The following is a 23,134-nucleotide window of genomic DNA, read 5'->3' as shown; positions in this document are numbered from 1 at the left end:
CGATGGCCTTGCTTGGGCGAGTTGTGCGAAGCACTGAGGTGTACCTCGTCGGCGTTCTTCTTGTCCTTTCGGTTGTGCTCTTTCTCCTCAACCCGAAGTTTGCGACTCTTGAGAACATCTTCGACGTGCTGCGGAACAACTCCTTTCTGGGCATTGTGGCGCTGGGTGAACTCGTCGTTTTGATTTCCGGAGGTATTGACGTTTCTTTCACCGCCATTGCCACGGTAGCCCAGTACATCATGGGGGTACTCATCACCCGGTACGCTGTAGAGAGCGTGTTCCTGGCCTTCCTCATTCCCATTCCCATCGGCATTGCCCTGGGGGCCTTCAACGCTTTTCTGGTGAACCGGACACGGGTACACCCGGTCATCATCACCATCTCGAACCTCAACGTTTTCTACGGCCTCTTGATGGTGATCAGCAAAGGGAAGTGGATTTACGGTTTTCCTGCACCTTTCCGGGATTTCGCCCGCCTGAAGGTGTTGACGCTTGTCTCGGAGAAAGGCGTGGATTACGGGCTTTCGATTTTCACAGTAGTGTGGTTCCTCATTGCCGTTGTCACCTGGCTTATACTGCGGTACCTCCCCATTGGCCGCAAGGTCTACGCCCTGGGAGGGAACAGCGAAGCCGCCCGGAGAGCCGGTTTTGACATCTTCCGTATCCAGCTTTTCGTGTACTGCTACATCGGCTTTCTCGCCGGGCTTGCCGGTTTTGTCCATGCCGAGCTCAACCAGATGATTCAACCCAATGCCATCGTGGGGAGGGAGCTTGATGTTTTGGCAGCGGCAATCCTTGGTGGTGCCAGCGTCTTTGGAGGTGCCGGGTCACCCCTTGGGGTGGTCCTTGGAGTGCTCTTCATCGCCTTCGTCAAAAACGGCCTCATCCTCATGAAGGCTTCGGCCTACTGGCACCAGGTCATCATGGGGTTCATCATCGTCCTTGCGGCGACGCTCAGTGCTTACCGGCAGAATCTTGAGCAGAAGCGGAGAAGAGGCGTATGAAACGTCCACGAGGAAAACGGGAAACGCAGTCCTTGGTGCTCTCTGTGGTGGTGGTGTTCCTTCTTGTCCTTCTTGGGGTGCTCACGAAAGGGAGGCTCCTTGCTCCCGATAGCCTCCAATCCATTGCCTTCCAGCTTCCCCTTCTTGGTATCCTCACCCTTGCGCAGATGACGCCCATGCTCACGGGGGGCATTGACCTTTCCATCATCGCCACGGCAAACCTCTGTGGGGTTGTGGCGGCAATCGCCATGACCCGGGGGAACGTTCCCCCTCTGGGAGCCATGGCTTTTGGTTTAGCCATGGCGCTTGCTTTTGGGGTTTTCAAGGGTCTCCTCATTGCCTGGGTTTCCGTCCCGGCCATCATCGCCACCCTGGGTTTCATGATTTTCATCCGGGGGGTTTCCCTGGTCCTCACAAAGGGCTATGTTATCGCCGGGTTTCCCGGGGGCTTCCTCTTCCTTGGGAACGGAACACTTCTTGGGATTCCCATGCCCTTTGTGGTCTTTTTCCTCTGCGCAGTGTTCCTCTTTGTGCTCTTGGCTCGAACCCGTTTTGGGACCTATGTGTACCTCCTTGGGTCAAACCCTGTGGCCACGCTCTTTGCCGGGGTGAACAACGGTCTGGTCCTTTTCGCCACTTATCTCCTTTCGAGTTTTCTCGCCGGTGTGGCAGGGCTTGTGATGATTGCCCGCTTCAACGCCGCCCAGGCCGATTACGGCGAGTACTATCTCCTCCTCACCGTTTTAGCCTGTGTTCTCGGTGGCGTGGACCCTGCAGGAGGCTTTGGCCGTATCCCCGGGGTTGCGGTGTCCGTTGCTGTCCTCCAGGTTGTGGCCACCGGTTTCAACCTCCTGGGCCTCAGCTCACACCTTGCCAGTGCCCTGTGGGGACTGATTCTCCTTGGGGTTATTGCCATCAACCGGATGATCGGGGGCGTGGCAACGTAGCTGCGGGAAGTGTCTCGCAAGTCCCCGCGCGATGAGCACCACAAGGAGAAAGGCGACCACAACCTCCGGCAGCCCGTGCGTTACGGCAATCCCCAGGGCAACTTTCGGGGGGAGGTATCCCCGCAAGACGGCAAGACCGAGAACCCCTCCGGTGTTGGTGAGTGTTCCGACAATAGCGGCAGCGCCGCTACTTCTTGTCACTTTGAAGGCAAAAGCAGCGCATACCCCGATGAGGATTCTTGGGACGATGGCGATGAGGGGATCGCGGAGAAAGGGGACAGCCGTGGTGAAGAAGCTGTAGAGCCCGAAAATACCCCCCACGAACGCCCCCACAAGGGGCCCCTCGAGAACCCCAGCAAGGATGGCGGGGATGTGCATGATGGTGGCCCGACCAGCAGGAGTGGGGACAGGAACAAAACCCAGTCCCGTGGCGCCAAGGACAATGGCAACGGCGGCAAGAAGGGCGGAAACGACGATGTCCTTTGTCTTCAACATTCTCACCTCCGTTCCAGTTCCCTTTTGGGATACCAGACGAAGCACAGAAGAGAAAAACCCAAAGGTCCGGAAACCTTCCGGCCTCTTTTCATTATCCATTATAACCGAAATACCCGGGGTTGTGGTAGAATAGGACGTAACCTCAAAGGGGGTATCCAGTGGCCGTCCTTCTTGTTGAGGACCTCCACAAATCCTATGGTCCGGTTCAGGCGGTTCGAGGCGTGAGTTTCGCCGTTGCGGCGGGAGAGGTTTTCGGCCTTCTTGGTCCTAATGGTGCAGGGAAGACCACGACGGTTGAGACGGTTATCGGGCTTTTGCGGCGTGACCGGGGAAAGGTTTTGCTCTTTGGTCTTGATCCCGAAAAAGACCCGTTATCCATCAAATCCCGCATTGGTGTTCAGCTCCAGACCGTTCATCTCTTCCCTCGCCTGACGGTTCTTGAAACCCTCAGGCTCTTTGGCTCCTTTTACCCGAAAAGCAGGTCCCCTGAAGAGCTCCTTGCGCTTTCGGGGTTGACTGATAAGGCCCGATCCCCGGTGGAGAAACTCAGCGGTGGGCAGCTCAAGCGCCTGAGCGTTGCCCTGGCCCTCGTAGGGGATGGGGAGGCGCTCTTCCTTGATGAACCGACATCGGGACTTGACCCCCAGTCCCGGCGTGGGCTCTGGGAGGTCATCGAGCGGCTGCGAGAGGAGGGGAAGACCGTTTTTCTCACCACGCACTATCTCGATGAGGCGGAGCGCCTCTGTGACCGGGTGGCCATTATGGACGAGGGGCGGATTATCGCCCTTGGGAAGCCGAAGGACCTCATCGCCGAGCACTTCCGGGAGAAAGCCCTGGAAATCCCCCTTGCCGGGCTGGATGACGTTGCGTTTCTGGAGGATCTCCCCGGGGTGACGCGGATACAGAGGGATGAAGACGTGGTGACCCTCTACACCCAGGACCTTGCGCAGACCTTTCTGGCCCTCAGCCGGCTCTCAGAGTCCCGGGGGATTTCCCTGCGGAACATGGTCGTTCGGGAGGCCACGCTTGAGGACGTCTTTCTGCGCCTTACGGGGAGGAGGATTCGGGATTGAAGGTGTTCTGGTTTTTCCTCGTGGCACACAGCAAGAATACGTTCCGTGACCGGATGACGCTCTTCTGGTTTTTCGGTTTCCCGGTCCTTTTTGTGTTTCTTTTTGGTCTGATTTTCGGCAATGCCGGGGGTTCCTGGGATGTGCGACTCGGCGTGGTGGAGGACGCCCGTCTGTCCTTTGTGCTCTCGGTTTTTGGGAATGTGAAAGGGGTGGAGCTCATCCGGGGTTCCCAGGAGGAGGAACTCGAGGCCTTAAGAAAGGGCCAGCGTGACGTCGTTGTTGTGTTCGAGGAAGGAAGTATCGTCTTTCTGGCCCTGCCACAGAACATCGAGAAAGCCCAATTCCTCTCAGGAGTGCTGCGGGGTGTGCTCCTTGAAGAGGAGCTGAAACGCCATGGCCTGTTTCCTCTTGCCGATGTTACGGTACGAACGCTGGCTTTTCCACGGTTTCGCCAGATCGAGTACTTCCTCCCGGGAGTTCTGGCTATGGCTCTGATGCAGCTTGGGCTTTTTGGGTCTTTAGACTTTGTGGAGCTCCGGGAGAAAAAAGTCACGAGGTATCTTTTTGCCTTACCGGTTCAAAGGAGTGTACTCCTTTTGAGCGAGGTTACCATGCGGGTGGGGATTGCCCTGCTCCAGACGGTGGTGATTCTTGCCGCAGGATGGGCATTTTTCCAGGTTCGCTATGTGGGAGCGCTCCTGCCCCTGCTTTCCTGGGTGCTCTTTGGCTCGGCAACATTTGTGAGCCTGGGGTATCTCCTCACCTCTTTTGCGAGAACAGTGGAGAGCGCCTCAGGCCTTGTGCAGATGGTGCAATTCCCCATGATGTTCCTCTCGGGCATTTTCTTCCCCCCGGAGATGATGCCCCAGTCGCTGCGCTTTGTGGTCCGCCTTTTCCCCCTGAGCTACTTTGGCGATGCCCTGCGGTACGTCACCGTTGGTGTTCCCACCCAGTTTGGCCTCAGGGTGGACTTCCTCGTTCTCTTTGCCTGGCTTCTTGGGTCGTTCCTCCTTGCCGTCCGCTTCTTCCGGTGGGAGTGAGAGGGGAGCACCGTTCCCTTACCCGGCACACCGCACAGATCTCCCTGCTTGTTGGCTCTCCGCAGATTCGGCACTCTTGGAAGGTGTCGTTGGCCTCTCCTTTTTCGGGTTGCCTTGCAAGAGTTCGGGCAACGGCCAGGGCGAAATCTCTGCGCACTTCCTCAATCCGGTGGAGCATTTCCGTCCAGGAGTCCTTCCGGAGGAAAAAAGAGCACATGGTGCAGCCGGCAACGACAATCCCCCTGAACTTCGTGTAGGCGTAGTTCTCCTGTTCTAAAGAGAAAAAAAGCGGGTGAATGCGTGCCACAACCCTGGGGTGCAGCGAAGGCGTGAGGGGCTTGAGTTTCTCAAGCCAGAGGAAACTTTCCTTGCTTCCCGAAACCCAGGCTTTCAGGAAATACCGGGCAACGTCATCCGCACAGTGGCCGGTAGCAAGCTTCATGAACCCATTTTCCCGGGCGAAGCGATTGAAAACGTATCGCTTGAGCATCCCGCAGGTTGCACATCGGGGGCGACGGGCCTTGCGGAAGAGCTCGTCCATGTCCACTCCCAGGTACTCGGAAAAGGACAGGAAATAGGAGGGGATGTCCCGTTCTTCACAGAAGCGTTCCACAACGTTTCTCGTTCGAGGGTTCGTGCACGCCGCAACTCCCACGTCCACATGGAGCACAGCGATGGAATACCCCAGGGTGTGGAGGACCTGGGCGCAGCTTAAGCTGTCCTTTCCCCCTGAAACGGCTACGAGAACCCGGTCCTGGGGAGCGATGAGCTTTTCCCTTTGTATGAGACGCCGGATCCGGGATGCATAGTCTTTGAGGAAACACTCCCTGCAGAAGGGCCTTGTGATGTTCACCTCTTGAGCCTTCCCACACAGGGCACACTGCATGGTATCCTCCCTTAGTCAATTATTTCTATCGCTATAGTAGTTTATGGGACCTTTTGCGAGGCAGTCAACGGTCGTAGTGTCCTCAGGTTCCCCGAAGGGGGAACTGCGGTATAATGGAGTTTCGAAGAGGTGTCCTGAGGAAAGTCGGCGCATGGCAAGTAGGCTACGGGAAACCGTTTCCGCCTTTTTGGCCCTGAGACACAGAAATCCGGGGATGTTCTCGCTTGTCGTCATCCTGGGGGAGGCGCTCCTCTGGTTTCTGGCCTTTCCGGTACTGCCTCCTGTTCGGTGGGACCCTGTGTACGTCGTCGTGACCCTTGGGCTTTTCATCCCCGTCTTTTTCTCCTTCCCCCTGGTTTCACTCCTCAAACACTGGCCTGGGGAGCTGGGGTGGTGGCTCCTTGTGTCAGGAGTGACAACAGAGTCCTTTGACCAGTTCACGGAGGAACCGGTCTTTTTCGGCGCTGTTCTTCCCGCCGTGTGCGCCATCTCAGGGTGGTCGCTTCTTGCCTGGGCGATTCACCGGAGCTTTCGTCTTGCCAGGGAGCAGTCGTTTCGGGATCCTCTGACCGGTCTCTACAACCGGGCATATTTTGAGAGGGAAGTTCCTCGCCTCCTTGAGCGGGTGTACCGGGAGGGTATACCCTTTGCCCTTGCTCTCCTTGATTGCGACGGGCTAAAGGCAATCAACGATTGCTATTCCCACGGCTTTGGGGATCTGGCGCTCTGTCTTCTTGGGGAATCGCTTCGTGAAGGGTCCCGGAAAAGCGACGTCCTCATCCGCTACGGAGGTGACGAGTTTTGCCTTTTGCTCCCCGGGGCAAGTTGTGAGGAGGCCGAAAAGGTCATAGCCCGGATCCAGGAGATTCTCAACGAAAAGACGAAGTTTCTCCCCTGTCCTTTCGGTTTCAGCGCCGGGGTGGTTTCATGGACGCCCGGGGAGGAACCTCTCGACCTTGCGGCCCTTTTCGCGCAGGCCGATGCCGCAATGTACGCAGCCAAGCGCGAGAGGAAACTCTTGCTGGAGTAGGACTCCCTTCGCCAGTCTGGTCATTCCCTTCAGGCTATCGGTTCCCGCAGAACCTCTTCTGAGAGTTTCACTTTTGGAGCAACCTCCTGCCCTGTGTGAGGGACGGAAGATTCGAGGAATTCGAAAGCAACCTTGACAAAGGCTGAACATTGATATACTCTTTAGGTGGTTCGATAAATTCCATGTTATTTTCAACACTTTCAGGAGGTTCTCCCATGAGCCAGGAACCACTCACCCCAAGGCCAGAACTCCTTGAAGGGCTCAAAGAACGCAACCCCAACCTGGAACTGTGGTGGGATGCCCATCCAGGGTACTACCAGGTTTTCCTCAAAAGCCTCAAGGAACGGGGCGTCGACGACGCCGCGCTCTCGGTCCTCCACCACTTCATGTCCCACAACGAGGGAGGGGTGTTCTTCTTCGATGGGGTGACCACCAACCCTCCCCTGGTGCTCCGGCTCCTTGAGTCCCGGCCTCAGGTGGTTGCCCGGGTGCAGGAGTTCGGCCGGGTCTTCTCCTCCGACACGCATCCTGGGTGGTTCGACCTCTACCTGATGGTGGGGAAGCTCGGCGCCGACAAGTTCCTCTCCAATTTCTACCGCAGAGGCCGCCAGTACGGCTTTGTCTGTCTCCAGGTTGACCCACGGAAGAGTACCGACGAAGCAACGATGGTCCTCCAGGCCCTGGAGATTTCCCGGACAAGCCCCAACCTCATGGTGAAGATCCCTGCCACGAGAGCTGGCCTTGCGGTCATGGAGGAAGTCATAAGCTTTGGCGTTCCGGTGAACGCCACCTCCTGCTTCTGCGTCCCCCAGGTTGTCCAGGTCGCCCAGGCCATGAAGCGGGGGTACGAGAAGGGGAAAGCCCGGGGCATCGACTACAGCGCCTGGCGGGCGGTCATCACCATGATGCTCGGTCGCTGGGAGGCCTCAACGGAGCTCATCGAGGAGGCCAAAGCCAGAGGGATTACCCTTGAAGAGGCAGACCTCCGCTTCTTCGGTATCCTCATGGCCAAGAAAGCCGTTGATGCGGTTAAGGCCCTTGGGGCTCCGGCCAAAGTCCTCGTCTGCTCCACCCGGAAAGGCCCAGGCAATGCCTACCTCCACCTTGAGGAGCTTGCCAAACTCCCCCTTGTCATCACCATGAACCCCGAGGCTATCGAGTGGGGCATGACCCTCCTTCGAGAAGAGCGGGCCAGAGCTCCCTTTGCGGTCCCCAGGGCTACGGAGGAGAAGCTCTGCAAACTCGACTTTGCCCGGAGGAGCCTTGAGGTTGATGGTTTCACCATGGAGGACATTGCCGCCTCAAGTGCGCAGACCCACAACCTCAGGGAATTCTCCCAGGCAATGGAGAAGGTTGAAAGTATCCTCTCGAGGGAATGAGAGGATATACGGAGTGGAGAAAGGAGGTGTTCATAAGAAGCACAAGCTTCGTCGCCGAGAACTTTTAGAAAAAACAGGCATTGTGAAGCTGAAACCTTGAAGGGAGGAGGTAACATGCGGCATCGGGGTATCGTTGTTGGAGGCCTTCTGGTGGTCCTGGTTCTGGTGTGTTCTTTTGCGGTCCTGGCGCAAGAGAAGTTTGGGCTTAAGGATATTCCTGAGATTAAGAACAAAAAACCCATCAACATGATTGTCGAGACTGGCGCAGCGTGGGACAAGGTGATTGAGTACATCAAGCAGTTCGAGACCGTAACAGGAGTCAAGGTGAACATCGAGCGTGTAGCCTCTCCAGTGGTTTACTCCAAAGAGAACGTTGAACTCATGGCCGGAACAGGGTACTACGATGTGGTCTACGTCGAGACCTCGTGGACCTGTGAATGGTCGGATTACCTCTTTGACCTTGAGGAGCTTGCCGCAAAGTACGACCCCAAGGGTGTTGAAGGGTTCCGGGAGGATATTCAGAACATTTCTCCCGTCCTTTTGCGGTGTGGCCAGGCCTACGGGAAACAGATGGTCCTGCCTTTCTACACCTACCATATGGGGATGTTCCTCCGCCAGGATGTGTACGATGACCCCACGGAGCAAGCGGCCTTCAAGGCCAAGTATGGATACGACCTGAAACCTCCAACAACCTACAAGGAGCTCTACGACCAGGCGGAATTCTTCACCCGCAAGAAGGGTGATACGCTCAAGGGAAAGACCCTGGACCACGACCTCTACGGTGTGGCCATGATGGCAGGTGCCTATCAGATCAACGACGAAATCAGCTGCTGGATCTGGGGTATGGGTGGCGACTATGCAACAGTCGTGAAGAACCCTGACGGAACCATTAAAGAGTTCGTCATCACCAAGAAGGACAAGGACGTCCTGAAGCAGGCGTTGACGCAGTACAAAGACCTTCTAAAGTTTGCTCCTGCCGGATGCCTTACGGCAAACTTCGACTTTGCCTGCGCCCAGCAGGGAGAAGGTTTCGCCATCATTCAGCCACACCAGTTCGCCAGTCTCTTCACCTGGACAGCAGATTTGCTGAAGGAAAAGGTTCCCGATGGGCGTCTTGGTATTTACCCAACAGTTGGCGGGCAGCCCTACACCGGTGCTTGGTCTTTAGGCGTGGCGAAGGCGAGCAAGAACCCCGAAGCAGCGTACTGGCTTGTGCGGTACATTGCCTCCTACGACTGTCAGAAGGTTCTCATGAAGGAAGGCGGTCAGTTCTCAGCCCGTATGGACCTTCTGCTTGATCCCGAGTTCCATTCCCCTGAAACCGAATACCCGCTTGGCCTTGTGTGCAGTTACCTTGTGGACATCTGGAAGCAGCAGGCACCCTACGTGGACAACTACTGGTACTTCAACACAAGAGCCGGTGGAAAGGTCTACGAGATGCAGATGAACGTGCTCCACAAGCCCATGGCGGAAGAGGTTACCATCGATGAATGCGTCCAGGAACTCGTGGCCAAGACCATCGAGCTCACCTCGAAGTTCGATACCGTGCCTATTCGGGAGGAGTGAATGAAATTCAGGCCCCAGGGCACGTGCCCTGGGGCTTTGCGGAGGGAGACGGATGAGGACAGAGGCTTTTTCTGAAGTCCAGGCAGGATATGCGGTGGCGAGGAAACCAACAATCTGGGAAGTGCTCACCAGTGAAAAGTACTTCAAGTGGACCCTGCTCATTCCCCTCCTTGTGGTGCTAGCCATCTTTATGCTCTATCCCCTGCTCTACTGTGCGTACTACTCGTTTCACCAGTGGGGGATGCGGGGGGAAGCGATTTACGTTGGTGCCCAGAATTACCGGCAGCTCCTGAATGACAAAGCATTTCTCGAGGCCCTATACAGAACCCTGAAGGTCCTCGTGATCTGTGTATCGTGCGAACTCCTCATTGGTCTTGGTCTTGCCCTTTTGTGGAGCCGGGAATTCCCTGGTGAAAATATTGTCCGTGGTCTTGCCCTTCTGCCGCTTCTTGTTGCCCCGCTGATTCTTTCGCTCCTCTGGAACTTTATGTTTGAGTACGATTTTGGGGCCGTGAACCTCGTCCTGCAGGCCCTCGGGTTGAACAAGGTCTACTGGTGGTCTCCACAACGGGCCTTATACACGATCTGTTTTATCACCATCTGGCAGTGGTTCCCCTTTTCGACTTTCGTCCTCGTTGCCGGGTTGCGCAGCCTTCCCAGAGATGTTTTCGAGGCAGCAAAAGTGGATGGAGCTTCACCCTGGTACACTTTCCGTCGCCTGACCCTGCCGATGCTGAGCCCCCTGATTATGATTATCGTTGTTCTGCGAACCATGTGGCTGATTCGGCTTTTTGACCCTCTCTATGGGACGACCCGGGGAGGAGTACAGACGGAACTCCTTGACTGGATTGTGTACCGGACGGCTTTCGTGTACTTCGATATCGGGTATGGTTCAACAATGGCCATCTTTTCGCTTGTGCTCACCATTGCGGTGTGCGCCATCATGTTCAAGATGCTTATGAAAGCCCTTGGGGGCACACGCTGAAAGAAGGTGGAGTGTCAAATGGGTACGCTTGGAAAAGTGGTGTTCTGGCTGGTTACGGCTTTCGTCCTCTTTGTCATCGTGGCACCCCTTGCCTGGATATACCTTACGGCTTTTAAGTCGCCAAACGACATCTTCACCACTGAGGCGAGGAAGCTCGTTTTCTTCAAGCCCACCATGGAGAATTTCAACCGACTCTTCCGGGAATTCCCCTTCTGGGACAATTTCCTGAACACGGTCATCATCAGTGTCTCAAGCACTGTGGTGGTGATGGTCATTTCTTCTCTGGCGGCTTACAGTTTTGCCCGCTGGAACACGGGGAAGGGCCACCTCCTCTTCACCACCATTTCCACGAGAATGTTCCCCGGGGTGGTGGCGGCCATTCCTTTCTTCGTCATGTACCGGAATCTTGGGCTGCTTGATACCCGTTTTGGTCTGGCTCTACTCCACATTTACTTCAACACCTCCTTCGCCACCTTCCTCCTCTACGGGTTCTTTAAGGAGATTCCCGAAGAGCTTGAGCAGGCGGCCATGGTTGATGGGTACAGTCGCGTTGATATTTTCCGGAAGATTGTCCTTCCCCTTGTGCGTCCTGGGCTTGCTGTGACCGCGGTCTTTTGCCTTGTATGGTCCTGGAACGAGTTCCTTTTCAGTTTCCTCTTCACCCGTGTAGCGGCGCGGCCGGTAACGGTGCTCATTTCCTCATTCTGGGGTTCTATTGAGGTGCAATATGGTCCCATGGCTGCAGGAGCGGCTATTGTGATCCTCCCAACCCTTGTTGCCGCGTGGTTCATGCAGCGGTACATCATCCGTGGCCTGACCTTTGGTGCGGTGAAGGGTTGAGGCAGTGCTCTTTACGAGAGGCTGGGTGAGAATGATGCTTCCCCAAATGACAACTGGAGACTGGATTTTCTGGTCCATCCTGTCCTGGATTTTCGTGAACCTCTTGTGGATCAAGTTCGTGGAAAGGTTTGTACCCCTCTGGGTGGGAACGATTGTCGCCACAGTCTTTGCCCTCGTCCTCCTCAAGTACGGTCCACGTCCCAGGGAAGAGGAGGAAGAGGAAGGAGAGGAATGACCCATGGCGGAGGTCCGGCTGGAAAACGTTGTGAAGACGTACGGGAAGAAGATGGCCGTTCGGGGGGTGAGTTTCACCTGTCGGGAGGGAGAGTTCTTCTCGATTCTGGGTCCCACTGGCGCAGGGAAAACCACCATCCTCAAAATGATTGCCGGGATAGAATCGGTGACTTCGGGGAAAATTTACTTCAACGGCCAGGTGGTCAACGACCTTCCCCCACAGGAGCGTAACGTCTCCATGGCTTTTGAAACCTATAACCTCTACCCTCACATGACGGTTTATGAGAATATCGCCTTTCCCCTGAGAGCTCCAAGGTGGCGGCTGAAACTCACCCCCGAGGAAGAAAGAAAACGGGTGGAAGAAATCGCTGCGTTCCTTGGGATTGACAGGCTCCTTGACCGTCTCCCTCAGAACCTGAGCGGAGGACAGAAGCAACGGGTGTCCCTGGCAAGAGCTCTGGTGCGGAAAGCCGAAGTGTACCTCCTTGACGAACCCATTGCGCACCTTGACGCCAAGCTCAAGTTCTCGACGCAGACCCTCCTCAAAGAATTTGCCCAGCGGTACGGGAGCACCATTATCTACGTCACCCACGATTTCCGGGAAGCCCTGGCGCTCTCTGACCGGATGGTGATTTTGCGTCGGGGTCTTGTGGAGCAGGAGGGGACCCCTGAGGAAATCTACTATTATCCCAGGACGGACTTTGTGGGGAGGCTTGTGGGAGACCCTCCTATGAACCTCATCGATGGGGAGATTGTCGCAGAAAGCGGGATGCTCTTTTTCCGCAAGGGAGAAGATTTCACCCTGCGGCTTGAGGGACGTCTTGCGGAGCAGGCTCAGAATGCATCCTGGAACGAGAATGGCAGAAAGGTCGTGCGTCTTGGCATCCGACCGGAGCACGTTCGCCTCGGAGGAGAGAAATCCTCGGAAAACGCCTTTCGACTTCCGGTGTATGCTGTCATCCACGAAAGCGAAAGCAGTGTCGTGACCTTCAGACTCAGGGATAACACCTTCCTGTACGTTCGGACCGTAGGGTTCTGCAAGTACGGGAGAGGAGAAGAGGTCTGGCTCGACTTTGACCCTCAGTGGGTGTTCTTCTACGGGAAGACGGTGGAAGTCGCAAAGGAAGGGAGCTCGGAGCAATGAGCAGGATTGATGTCCACCATGTGTGGAAAATATACCCTCGAGGGAATGTCATCGCAGTGCAGGATCTCACGTTTACCTGCAATGATAAGGAATTCTTGGCCATTCTTGGTCCCTCAGGTGGTGGGAAGAGCTCAACCCTCAGGATGCTTGCAGGACTTGAAGACATCACCAGGGGAGAGATTCTCTTCGACGGAAAAGTGGTCAACCACCTTGGACCAGCCGAGCGAAACGTTGCGCTGGCTTTTGAGTCTTATGCCCTGTACTACCGTTTAAATGTCTACGAGAACATCGCTTTTCCATTGAGAGCAAGAGGCATGAAGGGGTCTGAGGTGGATAAGCGGGTGAAGTTCATCGCCGAACTCCTCGAGCTCACCCCGTACCTCAAAAAGTACCCCGGATCTCTGGCCGGCGGTATTCAGCAGCGGGTGTCCCTGGCGAGAGCCCTGGTGCGGAAACCTAACGTGACGCTTCTTGATGAGCCTCTCTCGCACATGGACCAGCGAGTTCGTCATGAGATTCGGGCCCGGATTCGTCATCTCCACGACGAGCTTGGGTTGACCACCATCTACGTTACTCACGACCAGGCGGAAGCCATTGCGCTATGCGATCGTCTCCTCATTATCAACGAAGGGAAGTTGCAGCAGATAGGAACGGTGGAGGAAGTCTGGAACCGTCCTGCAAACAAATTCGTGGCGTACTTCATCGGGGAACCCACCATGAACTTCATCCCGGCGATGGTGGAGGGTGAACGCACTGTGGCCATCTTGACCGACGAAGGAAAGAGGGTTTTTACCCTTGAGGGCAATCTGGACCCAAAATACGTCGGAGTGGAAGTGACGCTTGGAGTTCGACCTCAGCACGTTGCAGTCTTCCGCGAACGGCAAAGGGAGAACACCGTTGCCGGAGTGGTCAAGGTCATTGAGTTCCAGGGAGATAAGACGGTGCTTACGGTTCGCCTTGAGGACAGTATGCAAACCGACGCTAAGGCAGTGGTTCCTGCCAGAGAGCGGTACGCTGAGGGGGATACCGTATGGCTCTATTTTGCCCCTGCGGTCATTCGGGTTTTTGAGGAAGAGAATCTGATTCTCTGAGAACTTGGGAGGTGACGTTCCACATGGCCTACATCGTCAACATCAACGAAGTAGCCCCGGACACCTGTGAACGGTCGTTCCGGTACTTTGCGAAGGCCAAGAAAGGCGAAACGCTTCGGGATACCTACTGGCTCATCGATCCGGAAACCTCGCCTTCGAAGGTCCTGAAGCTCGGGTACACCATTGTGTACCCTGATGGCAAAACCACGGGACACGCCCACCCGGACGAGGAGGAGGTGTACTTTGTCCTCAGCGGTCGAGGGGAGATGGTCATTGGGGACGAGCGGTTCCCCATTCAAGAAGGGGACGCCTTCTACGTGGAGCCCGGGAAGTACCACGTGACGTACAATACCGGTATTCTTCCTCTTGTCATTCTCTGGGTTACCGGAAAGGTCAAGCAGGGGGGAGCGTGAAGTGATGGAAGTTCAGGGGATGATTATCGGCGGGAAGTTCGTGACCGAAAGCGGTACGGGGAAGTACATTGACGTCATCAACCCGGCAACAGAAGAAGTCATCGCCCGGGTTCCGGCGGCTTCAGAGGAGCAGGTCGATGAAGCAGTCCAGGCGGCCTGGAAGGCTTTCGAACAATGGTCGCAATGCAGCCCCTTTGAACGAGCTCGTTTCCTCCATAAAGCTGCTCAGCTTGTCGAGGAACGGGCAGAGGAGATCGGTCGTATCCTCACTGCTGAAGAGGGAAAGCCCCTGAAGGAGGCGGTCAGCGAGGTTAAAGGCTCTGCTGAAGTTCTGCGGTACTTTGCCGAAGCAGGAAAGCGGGTTTTTGGGGAAATCATTCCTCTTGATAAGGCGAACCTCCAGAGCATCGTCATTCGCCAACCCATTGGCGTTGTGGCCGCCATTACCCCCTGGAATTACCCGGTACAGCTCCTTGCCTGGAAGGTTGCCGCAGCGCTGGCGGCAGGATGTACGGTGGTGGCTAAACCCCCCTCAGAAGCCCCGCTCTCACCACTCAAATTTCTGGCCTGTTTCCTTGATGCCGGTCTTCCTGAGGGTGCGGTGAATGGTGTCACCGGAGCAGGGTCGGTCGTTGGCAAAAGCCTCATCCTCCACCCCCTTGTCCGGAAGGTGAGTTTTACCGGGTCCACTGAAGCGGGAAAGAAGGTCATGGAGTACTGCGCTTTTGGAGTCAAACGGGTGTCTCTCGAGCTTGGGGGACAGTCGCCGCTTATTGTCTGCGCCGATGCCGACCTTGAGAAGGCTGTGAAAGGCGGGGTACGACGGTCCTTCCGGAATATGGGGCAGGTCTGCAACTCTGTGAACCGCATTTACGTGGAGAAACCAATCTATGAGACCTTCGTGGAGAAGTTCGTTGCCGAAACCCGGAAGCTCCGTATTGGCAACGGCCTCACGGATCCTGATGTGGACCTTGGCCCGATGGTGAGCCTTGAGGCTCTGGAGAAGGTCAAGGAGCACATTGAGGACGCGGTTCGGAAGGGCGCAAGGGTCCTCTGCGGCGGAAAGAAACCGGAAGGAGAGCAGTACGCAAAGGGATACTTCTTCGAACCCACGGTGGTCGTCGATGTTACCCACGATATGCTCATCATGACAGAGGAGACCTTCGGCCCGGCGGTGGGCATTATGCCCTTCGAGAGCCTTGAGGAGGCCATCGCCTGGTCGAATGCGACCCGCTATGGCCTTGCCGCATACGTGTACACTTCAAGCCTTGAGAGAGCACGCCGTATCTGCCTTGGCCTTGAGTGCGGGAACATTGGCCTCAACAACGTCGATGTTGCCACCATTTACGCTCCGTACACCGGGTGGAAAGAAAGTGGCTTTGGCACCGATCTCGGTCCGGAGGGTATCCTTTCATACCTTGAAATGAAGCACATCAAGGTGGAGTTTGCCGGCTGAAGGGAGGAATGAGCTTGGCAGAGAAAAAGCCCTGCGTGGTGGGGATCGACATCGGAACGTCAAGCTGCAAGACCCTTGCGGTTGACGAAGAGGGACGGGTACTCTCGAGGGCCACTCGGGAGTACCCGGTGTACAACCCCTTCCCAGGCTGGTCAGAGCAGGATCCTTCGGACTGGTGGGGAGCGGCAAAAGCGACGCTTTTGGAAGTCTCCCGGGATGTTGAAGAAAAGGGCTACACCGTTGAAGGTATAGGCCTTACCGGGCAGATGCATGGGCTTGTGCTCCTTGATGGAGCGGGGAATGTCCTCCGTCCCTGCATCATGTGGAACGACCAGAGGAGTGCCCCATATTGTGCAAAAATCCACGAAATGGTGGGTGGGGAACGGGAGTTCATCAAAATCACGAATAACCCCATGCTCCCGGGATACACGGGAGGGAAAATCCTCTGGGTTCGGGAAAACGAGCCCGAAGTCTTTAAAAAGGCGGAGAAATTCCTCTGCCCCAAAGACTACATCCGCTTGAGGCTTACGGGAAAGTACGCAACAGATGTGAGCGATGCCTCTGGAACCGGACTCTTCTCTGTGCGAGAGCGGACCTGGGCGAAAGACCTCATCAGGGAACTTGGGGTCGCTTTTGGCCTTTTCCCTGAAGTCTTCGAATCCCCGGAAATTACAGGCTCAGTGCTTCCTGCGGTGGCTCAGGAAGTGGGTGTGCGTCCGGGAGTTCCCGTTGTGGGTGGAGGAGGAGATGCCGTTGTTCAGACAGTGGGAGTTGGTGCCGTTCGTCCTGGAACCATCAGCATCACCTTGGGGACAGCAGGTATTGTGGGCATGTCTCTGGATCGGTTCTACGAGAACCCGGGGAACACTCTGCAGTTTTTCTGCAACGCCATTCCTGGAGGCTGGATTGTCTATGGAACAACGCTTGCTGCAGGAGGGTCCCTGAGCTGGTTCAGGAACACCTTTGGAGGGCTGGAGCGGGAGCTTGCCCGCCTCATCGGCGAGTCCTCCTATGACCTCCTGAGCCGGGAGGCTGAGCTCAGTGCTCCTCTGGCAAGGGGCATCCTCTTTCTGCCCTACCTCATCGGGGAACGTTGCCCCCATGCGGATCCCTTTGCCCGGGGCGTCCTCATTGGCTTTGGTCTCCACCATACCCGGAATGACATTGTCCGCAGCGTCTTTGAAGGGATTGTTTTCAGCCTCCGGGATGTCTTCGCCCTTATGGAGGACCTGGGGCTTTCGGTCTCCCAGGTACGAATCTCAGGGGGTGGAGCAAAGAGCAGGCTCTTCCAGAAGCTCCACGCCGATATCTTCAACTCCGAGGTTATTACCGTTGCCTACGGAGAGGAAGGAGGGAGCTACGGTGCAGCCCTCCTTGCGGGAGTCGGGATTGGCCTCTGGTCTTCGATGGAAGAGGCGGTAGGGAAGCTCGAGGTTACGGAACGAACCTTCCCCAACCCGGAACAGGCCAGGCTCTATGGAGAGTTCTTCAGGGTTTACCAGCACCTCTACGGGGTGCTCAGGGAGACCTTTAGAACCATTAGCAGCTTCCAGACGTAAGCGGAGGGTGTGCCATGCCTCAATGGACGATTCTTCTTCCTCAGCCGATTGCGGAGAAAGCCCTGGAACTCCTTCGAGGACAGAAGGACTTTGAGGTGCTCGTGTTCTCTCCCGAGGAGAAAGAAAGGGTGTGGGAATACCTTCCTCAAGCCCACGCGCTCCTTGTGCGGAGTAGCTTCAGGGTAACAAGAGAAGTCATCGACCGGGCTTCGAATCTCCGCGTCATCTGCCGGGTAGGAGTGGGACTGGATAATATCGACGTGGAGTATGCAAAGCAAAGAAACATTGCGGTGTTCAATACTCCGGGAGGGAACACCACTTCTGTTGCCGAGCACACCCTGGCGCTCCTTCTGGCCCTGGCCAAGGACCTCTTCTTCTACGACCGGAAGGTCAGGGAGGGCGAGTGGCGTTCCCGGTATACGTACCGGGCCCTGGAGCTTTCAGGAAAAACCCTTGGTCTTGTGGGCTTTGGGGCAATTGGCCAGGAGGTGGCCCGCCTGAGTCTGGGATTCGGGATGAAGGTGCTGTTCTTTGACCCCTTTGTTCCGGAGGGCGTTCTCCAGGGGGCACAGAAGGTTCCCACCCTTTCTGAGCTCCTTTCCCGAAGCGACTTCGTGAGCCTCCATGTCCCCCTCACCGAGGGCACCAGACACCTCATCGGGCGGGAGGAACTCCGGCTCATGAAGCCCACGGCCTTCCTCATCAACGTGGCCCGGGGAGCCGTAGTGGATGAGGAGGCCCTCCTTGAAGCCCTGAGGGAAGGGTGGATTCGCGGAGCAGCCCTCGATGTTTTCGAGAAAGAACCTCCTTCCGGGGATCACCCGCTTTGCTCTCTCCCCAACGTCATTCTCACGCCTCACGTTGCGGGGCTCACACGGGAGAGCACGGAGCGGGTGGCGGTGCAGGCTGCAGAGCAAATCATCGCGTTTTTCACCAGGGAAGGTGAGTCCCATGGAACCTGAAAACACAAGACAAAAGCTCACCGGGGTCTTTGCCCCCATCGTGACCCCCTTTAGAGGAGATGGCGCCATCGACTTTGAGGCGTTGAAACGGAATGTTGAGAAGCTCTCGAAGACCCGGCTTCGGGGGTACTTCGCCCTGGGGACAAATGGAGAGTTCCGGAGCCTCACGTATGAAGAGAAGCTCAGAGTCATCGAAGCGGTCCTTGAGGTGAAAGGCGACAAGGTCCTCATTGGCGGAGCAAGCTGCGAATCCACCTTTGAATCGAAGAAACTCGCCCAGGACCTTGATCGTCTTGGGGTGGACTTCGTGAGCCTCATGCCCCCCTCCTTCTTCGCAAGAAGAATGACCGATGACGCCCTCTACGAGTACTTCACCGAGGTCGCTGAAGCAGTAGGAAAACCAGTCCTCCTCTACAACAATCCGGCGGTGGCCAACAACCTCTGCCTCTCTCCCACCCTCATCGCCCGGGTGAGCGAGCACCCCAAGATCCTCGGCCTCAAGGACACCTCAAAGGGGAACTACGACGCCTACATCGCTGCCTCAGAGGGGAAGGAGTTCTTCGTCCTCGCCGGGTCTGCCGACTTCGTCTTCCCAGCCCTCCTTGTGGGGGCTGTCGGAGGAGTGCTGTCTCTGGCCAACGTCTTCCCTGACCTCTGCTGCGACCTCGTGGAGCTTGGGCTTCAAAAAGACCTCGAGCGTGGCCTTCCCCTCCACCGCTTCGTCGCTCGGCTCAACAGCCTCGTCTCCGGAAGGTACGGCGTAAGCGGTGTGAAGGCGGCCATGGACCTCTTTGGCTTTGAGGGTGGCTTTCCCAGGAAACCCCTGAAGCCTCTTAGTGAGAGGGAGAAAGAGGCTCTCGGGAAGGACATTCAGGAGCTCCTTGCGCTCCGGCCGAAGCTGTAGTGCTCCCCGGCCCAGGGGGATTCCCCCTGGGCTTTCCTCAGCGGATGCTTCGCCTTCTTATAACCTCCCGGTAGAAGAAGAAACTCCTTTTAGGGATGCGCTGCTGGGTGGTGTAATCAACGTACACAAGGCCAAAGCGCTTGGAGAACCCAAAGGCCCACTCGAAGTTATCCATGATGCTCCACACGAAGTACCCCTTGACCGGATACCCCGCCTCAAGGGCTTGGTAGAGCCAGAGGAGATGGTCCCGGAGGTAGGCTACCCGTCGCTCATCGTTGACGGTGCCGTCTTGCGGGGTATCAGGGAAGGCGAAGCCGTTCTCGGTGATGTAGATGGCCTGAGGCTGGTATTCTCGCGTCACCCGCTCCACAATCTCGTATATCCCCCGGGGGTACACCTCCCAGCCCATGTCGCTCCGCTCAACGTAGGGGTTCTGGTGTTCTCCGGTCTCAAGAACGGGTTCCTCTCCCTTTCTCACGACGTGGCGGGAGTAGTAGTTGATGCCCAGAAAATCCAGGGGCTGGGCCACAAGGGCACGCTCTTCCTCCGTGAAAGGTTCAAGGGCAAAGCCCTTTTTCCGGTAGAAGGTGAGCATGTCCTCGGGGAACTGTCCCCGAAAGAGGGGGTCTAAGAAGAAGCGGTTGAGGTAACCATCGAAGCGCCGGGCAGCCTCTCTGTCCTCCTGCTCTTCCGTGAGAGGATGGACAGGGGAGAGGTTCAGGGTGATACCGATGGCTCCTTTCGGGTTCACCTCCCGGAAGACCCGAACCGCGAGTCCGTGGGCAAGGAGGAGATTCCGGGCCACACGAAGAGCCGCCTGGAAATCGCGTTTCCCCGGGGCATGCCTTCCCTCGTAGTTCCCGATAAAGGCCACCACCCAGGGTTCGTTGTGGGTAATCCAAAGGTGCACCTCGTCCTTGAAGGTCGCAAAGAGCAACCGGGCATACTCTGCAAAGGCCTCAACGGTCTCCTCGCTCTCCCATCCTCCCCGGTCCTGGAGGGCCTGGGGGAGGTCCCAGTGGTAGAGGGTGACAACGGGCTTAATTCCCGCCTCCTTGAGCTTCTCGATGAGCCTGCGGTAGAAGGCGAGGCCCTTCTCGTTCACCGCTCCTTTGCCCGAGGGCAAAACCCTGGGCCAGGAGATGGAGAAGCGGTAGGCACGAACACCGAGTTCCCGCATGAGGGCTACATCCTCTGCAAAGCGGTGGTAGTGGTCACAGGCCACGTCCCCTGTGGTGCCATCGAGGATGTTCCCCGGGGTGTGGGCGAAACGGTCCCAGATGCTCTCCCCCTTCCCGTCCTCATTCCAGGCCCCCTCAATCTGGTACGAAGCCGTGGCCACGCCGAAAAGGAAGTCTTCCGGGAAGTAACCGAGATACCCCATGTCCTTTCCTCCTTTCTGTCCTACCTGTGTCGCCATTTTTCTTTAAAGGATGGAGACAAAAAACAGGAGGTGAACCAAAGTGCCACCGGTTGTGGTGACCGAACAGCCCAATCGTCTTCGGGTGCGTCTCCAGGTCGGGGAAAACCCTGACAACGGGCGGCCTCTCACGAGGACGCTCTCTTTCCGGGTGAAGGAGAACGCTACCTACCAGGACCTCTACGACGTCGCCCTGGCGCTGAGTGGACTCCTCGCCTATCCCGTGTTCGACATCACCCTGACGGAGAACAAAGTCCTCGCCGAGTAAGGAGGTGTAAGGGATGAGCAAGATTCTCGTGATGACCTTTCGGAACGAAGAGGGTAGAGCCTTCCGGATACGGCTCCGGTATCCCCGTGAAGACCTCTCACCCCAGGATGTCAACGCGGTCATGGACCTCATCCTTGCCCGGAATATCTTCGCTACCTCAGGCGGAGACCTGGTAGAGAAGGTCGGAGCGCAGATTGTCGAGACCAGCACGACCTCGCTCTGACCGAGAACGAGGGGAGGGGCGGAGGCCCCTCCCCTCAACCCGTGACTTCCTCGAACTCCAGGGCGGTTTTCTCGTGCATCTCCTTGAGGATTCGGTCGTTCTCTTCGCCGCGGTCAGGAAGGGCTACGAAGTACGACTCCTCTCCCTTCACCCTGTAGAGGCGAACCTTTTCGGCAAGATCTCGGGCCTTCTCGGAAGCTTCCCCCGCTGACCCGCACACGAGCACCCTGCCCCCTGCCCTGGCGGCAAGGTCCTTCAGGTCCTTCATCTGCCACCCCTTCATGTCCCCACCTCCTCCTCTTTATTGTACCCCTTTTAGCGGAGTGTGGCGACAACCTCCTCAGGGAGGACCTGCCGGACGATTGCCGTAAGGTCAATGTGGCCGTTGGAGGCGCAGAGAGAACGGCTCACGTAGCTCCACGGTCTTCCAGAGAGTTCCCGTATCACTCCTTTAGCTTCTTCCACAAGGCACACCCCGGCGGCAACATCGTAAAAGGACACCCCAAGCTGGAGGTACCCTTCACACCTTCCACAGGCGACATACGCCAGGCCCAGCGCAGCGCTTCCAAAGGACCGAAGCGCCTGGCATTCTCCGAGGATGTACCCGTAAATGGGTGCGAGGACCTCAAAGCGCCTTCTGGTGTGGGGAAATCCAGTGATAACAATGGCCTCATGGAGCAGGGTGGTCCGGGAGACGGTGATGCGCTTGCCGTTGAGAAAGGCCCCCTCTCCCCGGAGGGCCCAGAAGAGCTCTTGAAGAGCCGGGGCGTAGAGCACCCCAAGAACCGGGGTTCCCTCAAGGAAATACGCAATGGAGACGGCGTAAAAGGGGAGGCCGTGGATGTAGTTACTCGTCCCATCAATGGGGTCGATGACCCAGGTATGGGAGAAATCCTCAAGGGGTTCCTGGCTCTCTTCTCCCCAGACGGTATCCTCAGGAAAAGATCGGCGGAGTTCCTCGACAATTCGGGTCTGCGCCTCCTTATCTACCTCGGTCACCACGTCAATCGGGCTTGATTTGGCCTCAATATGCTGTACAGAGTGGACGTACTCTAAGACAAAGGCACCGACTTCCCGGGCAATGGATATGGCCTTTTCCAGGCGTTCAGTAAGCACTGCACCACACGCTCCTTCATGCTCCAAGGTATGTTCCCATGGAACGGGCAATATCAAGGAGCGGAGAGTCAAGAGGAACGGTCTTTAAACAGGCGATAGCCTCTTCGATTCGGGCCGGGACGATGTCTTGCCCCCGCACGGCCGGGAAATACCCGAATTGTCCCTGCGCCACAAGGTCAACGGCCCAGGCTCCGAGTCGTGTGGCTAAGACCCTGTCGAAGGCGGTGGGTGAGCCGCCCCGCTGCAGGTGACCCAGAATCACCACGCGGGTTTCAAGGCCCGTCTTCTCCTCAATAGCCCGCCCCACGATGTGGCTCACTCCTCCAAGGCGGATCTGGTCGTGGCTTTCCCGCACGATTCGCTGAACCACAAGGTCCCCGCCCCGGGGGCGGGCTCCCTCGGCCACGACGACGATGCTGAAGCGCTTGCCTCTCTTGCGACGCTCGAGGATGAATTCGCACACACCCTCGATGTCGAAGGGAATCTCCGGGATGAGGATGACGTCACCCCCTCCGGCGATGCCCCCGTGGAGGGCAATCCACCCCGCGTACCGCCCCATCACCTCAATGACCATGACCCGGTGGTGGGACTGGGCGGTGGTGTGGAGGCGGTCTATGGCTTCAGTCACCACATGAACGGCCGAGTCAAACCCGAAGGTGATGTCGGTGGCGTTAAGGTCGTTGTCGATGGTTTTGGGGACACCAACCACCGGAATCCCAAGTCGCGAAAGCTCTGCGGCAATATGGAACGTTCCATCGCCCCCGATGGTGATAAGGGCAGAAAGGCCGAGTTCCGTGAAGTGTCGCAGGACATCCCGGGAGCGGTCCTCAAAGGTGACCTCGTCTTTTTGCCGTACCGGGTACCGGAAGGGATTCGCCCGGTTGGAAGTCCCAAGGATTGTCCCCCCAAGGGGGAGAATGCCGGAGACGTCGTTGTAGCGGAGTTCCCGAAAGCGTCCTTCCACCAGTCCTTCGAACCCGTCAAGGATTCCGATGACCTCATAGTCGTACTTGAGGATGGCCCGCTTCACCACCGCATGGATCACGGCGTTGATGCCCGGGCAATCCCCACCCCCACTCAGAACGCCAATGCGCTGCCGCAT

Annotated in this window: 25 protein-coding genes; 19 read left to right on the top strand and 6 right to left on the bottom strand. The window is 57.0% G+C overall.

The features are described from left to right. The first annotated feature begins 2 nt into the window (after positions 1–2). Positions 3–1,001: an ABC transporter permease gene (locus ACP6EK_RS02245; RefSeq protein WP_438317283.1), complete on the top strand. Its 999-nt coding sequence runs from the start codon at positions 3–5 to the stop codon at positions 999–1,001. Continuing rightward, positions 998–1,948, top strand: coding sequence for an ABC transporter permease (locus ACP6EK_RS02240; protein ID WP_438317280.1), 951 nt, complete (start codon positions 998–1,000; stop codon positions 1,946–1,948). Before ACP6EK_RS02245 ends, ACP6EK_RS02240 begins: the two co-directional genes overlap by 4 nt. Here the strand turns inward: ACP6EK_RS02240 and ACP6EK_RS02235 are convergent. After that, the gene (locus ACP6EK_RS02235) at positions 1,865–2,443 is read right to left on the bottom strand and encodes an ECF transporter S component (RefSeq protein ID WP_438317277.1); all 579 of its coding nucleotides are present in this window, start codon (positions 2,441–2,443) and stop codon (positions 1,865–1,867) included. The two genes, ACP6EK_RS02240 and ACP6EK_RS02235, sit on opposite strands and share 84 nt — an antisense overlap. 158 nt (positions 2,444–2,601) lie before the next feature. Here ACP6EK_RS02235 and ACP6EK_RS02230 point away from each other — a divergent pair, with 158 nt between their 5' ends. Beyond that, positions 2,602–3,516, top strand: a complete 915-nt coding sequence (locus tag ACP6EK_RS02230) for an ATP-binding cassette domain-containing protein (RefSeq protein WP_438317274.1) — start codon at positions 2,602–2,604, stop codon at positions 3,514–3,516. A gap of 2 nt (positions 3,517–3,518) precedes the next feature. Next, positions 3,519–4,556 carry an ABC transporter permease gene (locus ACP6EK_RS02225; protein WP_438318831.1) on the top strand — a complete coding sequence of 346 codons (1,038 nt, stop codon included), beginning with the start codon at positions 3,519–3,521 and terminating at the stop codon, positions 4,554–4,556. Here ACP6EK_RS02225 and ACP6EK_RS02220 read toward each other — a convergent pair. Next, positions 4,477–5,442 (bottom strand): ATP-binding protein, encoded by a 966-nt coding sequence (locus ACP6EK_RS02220; protein WP_438317271.1) that lies wholly within the window; start codon positions 5,440–5,442, stop codon positions 4,477–4,479. The genes ACP6EK_RS02225 and ACP6EK_RS02220 overlap by 80 nt on opposite strands. A 151-nt stretch (positions 5,443–5,593) precedes the next feature. Here ACP6EK_RS02220 and ACP6EK_RS02215 point away from each other — a divergent pair, with 151 nt between their 5' ends. From ACP6EK_RS02215 to ACP6EK_RS02155, 13 genes are all read left to right on the top strand, one after another. Then, positions 5,594–6,472 (top strand): GGDEF domain-containing protein, encoded by an 879-nt coding sequence (locus ACP6EK_RS02215; RefSeq protein WP_438317268.1) that lies wholly within the window; start codon positions 5,594–5,596, stop codon positions 6,470–6,472. 215 nt (positions 6,473–6,687) lie between these two features. Continuing rightward, on the top strand, positions 6,688–7,851 hold the full coding sequence (locus ACP6EK_RS02210) for a transaldolase family protein (RefSeq protein WP_438317265.1): 1,164 nt from the start codon (positions 6,688–6,690) through the stop codon (positions 7,849–7,851). 114 nt (positions 7,852–7,965) lie between these two features. Then, positions 7,966–9,417 (top strand): ABC transporter substrate-binding protein, encoded by a 1,452-nt coding sequence (locus tag ACP6EK_RS02205; RefSeq protein WP_438317262.1) that lies wholly within the window; start codon positions 7,966–7,968, stop codon positions 9,415–9,417. 52 nt (positions 9,418–9,469) lie between these two features. Then, the gene (locus ACP6EK_RS02200; RefSeq protein ID WP_438317259.1) at positions 9,470–10,402 is read left to right on the top strand and encodes a carbohydrate ABC transporter permease; all 933 of its coding nucleotides are present in this window, start codon (positions 9,470–9,472) and stop codon (positions 10,400–10,402) included. Between the two features lie 18 nt (positions 10,403–10,420). Further along, entirely contained in the window at positions 10,421–11,242 is an 822-nt protein-coding gene (locus ACP6EK_RS02195; RefSeq protein ID WP_438317256.1) for a carbohydrate ABC transporter permease, read from the top strand. A 31-nt stretch (positions 11,243–11,273) separates the two neighbouring features. Further along, positions 11,274–11,477, top strand: a complete 204-nt coding sequence (locus ACP6EK_RS02190; protein WP_438317253.1) for a hypothetical protein — start codon at positions 11,274–11,276, stop codon at positions 11,475–11,477. Between the two features lie 3 nt (positions 11,478–11,480). Continuing rightward, the gene (locus ACP6EK_RS02185; RefSeq protein ID WP_438317251.1) at positions 11,481–12,620 is read left to right on the top strand and encodes an ABC transporter ATP-binding protein; all 1,140 of its coding nucleotides are present in this window, start codon (positions 11,481–11,483) and stop codon (positions 12,618–12,620) included. Then, positions 12,617–13,711, top strand: a complete 1,095-nt coding sequence (locus ACP6EK_RS02180; RefSeq protein ID WP_438317248.1) for an ABC transporter ATP-binding protein — start codon at positions 12,617–12,619, stop codon at positions 13,709–13,711. The genes ACP6EK_RS02185 and ACP6EK_RS02180 overlap by 4 nt, the downstream gene beginning before the upstream one ends. Positions 13,712–13,734: 23 nt before the next feature. Continuing rightward, entirely contained in the window at positions 13,735–14,124 is a 390-nt protein-coding gene (locus ACP6EK_RS02175; RefSeq protein ID WP_438317245.1) for a dimethylsulfonioproprionate lyase family protein, read from the top strand. Between the two features lies 1 nt (position 14,125). Then, positions 14,126–15,580, top strand: coding sequence for an NAD-dependent succinate-semialdehyde dehydrogenase (locus ACP6EK_RS02170; RefSeq protein ID WP_438317242.1), 1,455 nt, complete (start codon positions 14,126–14,128; stop codon positions 15,578–15,580). Positions 15,581–15,594: 14 nt separating this feature from the next. Then, positions 15,595–17,139, top strand: a complete 1,545-nt coding sequence (gene xylB / locus ACP6EK_RS02165; protein WP_438317239.1) for a xylulokinase — start codon at positions 15,595–15,597, stop codon at positions 17,137–17,139. A 14-nt stretch (positions 17,140–17,153) separates the two neighbouring features. After that, positions 17,154–18,101, top strand: coding sequence for a hydroxyacid dehydrogenase (locus ACP6EK_RS02160; RefSeq protein WP_438317236.1), 948 nt, complete (start codon positions 17,154–17,156; stop codon positions 18,099–18,101). After that, the gene (locus ACP6EK_RS02155) at positions 18,091–19,005 is read left to right on the top strand and encodes a dihydrodipicolinate synthase family protein (RefSeq protein ID WP_438317233.1); all 915 of its coding nucleotides are present in this window, start codon (positions 18,091–18,093) and stop codon (positions 19,003–19,005) included. The genes ACP6EK_RS02160 and ACP6EK_RS02155 overlap by 11 nt, the downstream gene beginning before the upstream one ends. 37 nt (positions 19,006–19,042) lie before the next feature. Here ACP6EK_RS02155 and ACP6EK_RS02150 read toward each other — a convergent pair whose 3' ends face one another. Beyond that, complete coding sequence (locus ACP6EK_RS02150; RefSeq protein WP_438317230.1) at positions 19,043–20,389, bottom strand: GH1 family beta-glucosidase; 1,347 nt, start codon at positions 20,387–20,389, stop codon at positions 19,043–19,045. Positions 20,390–20,468: 79 nt separating this feature from the next. Here ACP6EK_RS02150 and ACP6EK_RS02145 point away from each other — a divergent pair, with 79 nt between their 5' ends. Together ACP6EK_RS02145 and ACP6EK_RS02140 are read left to right on the top strand one after the other, a co-directional pair. Next, on the top strand, positions 20,469–20,693 hold the full coding sequence (locus tag ACP6EK_RS02145; RefSeq protein WP_017890515.1) for a DUF1659 domain-containing protein: 225 nt from the start codon (positions 20,469–20,471) through the stop codon (positions 20,691–20,693). Between the two features lie 13 nt (positions 20,694–20,706). Continuing rightward, positions 20,707–20,916, top strand: coding sequence for a DUF2922 domain-containing protein (locus ACP6EK_RS02140; protein WP_438317227.1), 210 nt, complete (start codon positions 20,707–20,709; stop codon positions 20,914–20,916). A 34-nt stretch (positions 20,917–20,950) separates the two neighbouring features. Here ACP6EK_RS02140 and ACP6EK_RS02135 read toward each other — a convergent pair whose 3' ends face one another. The 3 genes from ACP6EK_RS02135 to ACP6EK_RS02125 are packed head-to-tail and all read right to left on the bottom strand — an operon-like array spanning position 20,951 to position 23,134. Continuing rightward, a complete protein-coding gene (locus ACP6EK_RS02135; protein ID WP_438317224.1) occupies positions 20,951–21,199 on the bottom strand; it encodes a hypothetical protein in 249 nt (82 codons plus the stop codon). Positions 21,200–21,231: 32 nt separating this feature from the next. Beyond that, entirely contained in the window at positions 21,232–22,059 is an 828-nt protein-coding gene (locus ACP6EK_RS02130) for an inositol monophosphatase family protein (RefSeq protein WP_438317221.1), read from the bottom strand. Continuing rightward, entirely contained in the window at positions 22,049–23,134 is a 1,086-nt protein-coding gene (locus tag ACP6EK_RS02125; protein WP_438317218.1) for a 6-phosphofructokinase, read from the bottom strand. The genes ACP6EK_RS02130 and ACP6EK_RS02125 overlap by 11 nt, the downstream gene beginning before the upstream one ends.

The organism is Candidatus Caldatribacterium sp. SIUC1, from assembly GCF_051549785.1.
GTDB lineage: Bacteria > Atribacterota > Atribacteria > Atribacterales > Caldatribacteriaceae > Caldatribacterium.
This window is presented reverse-complemented; position numbering and strand designations above follow the sequence as displayed.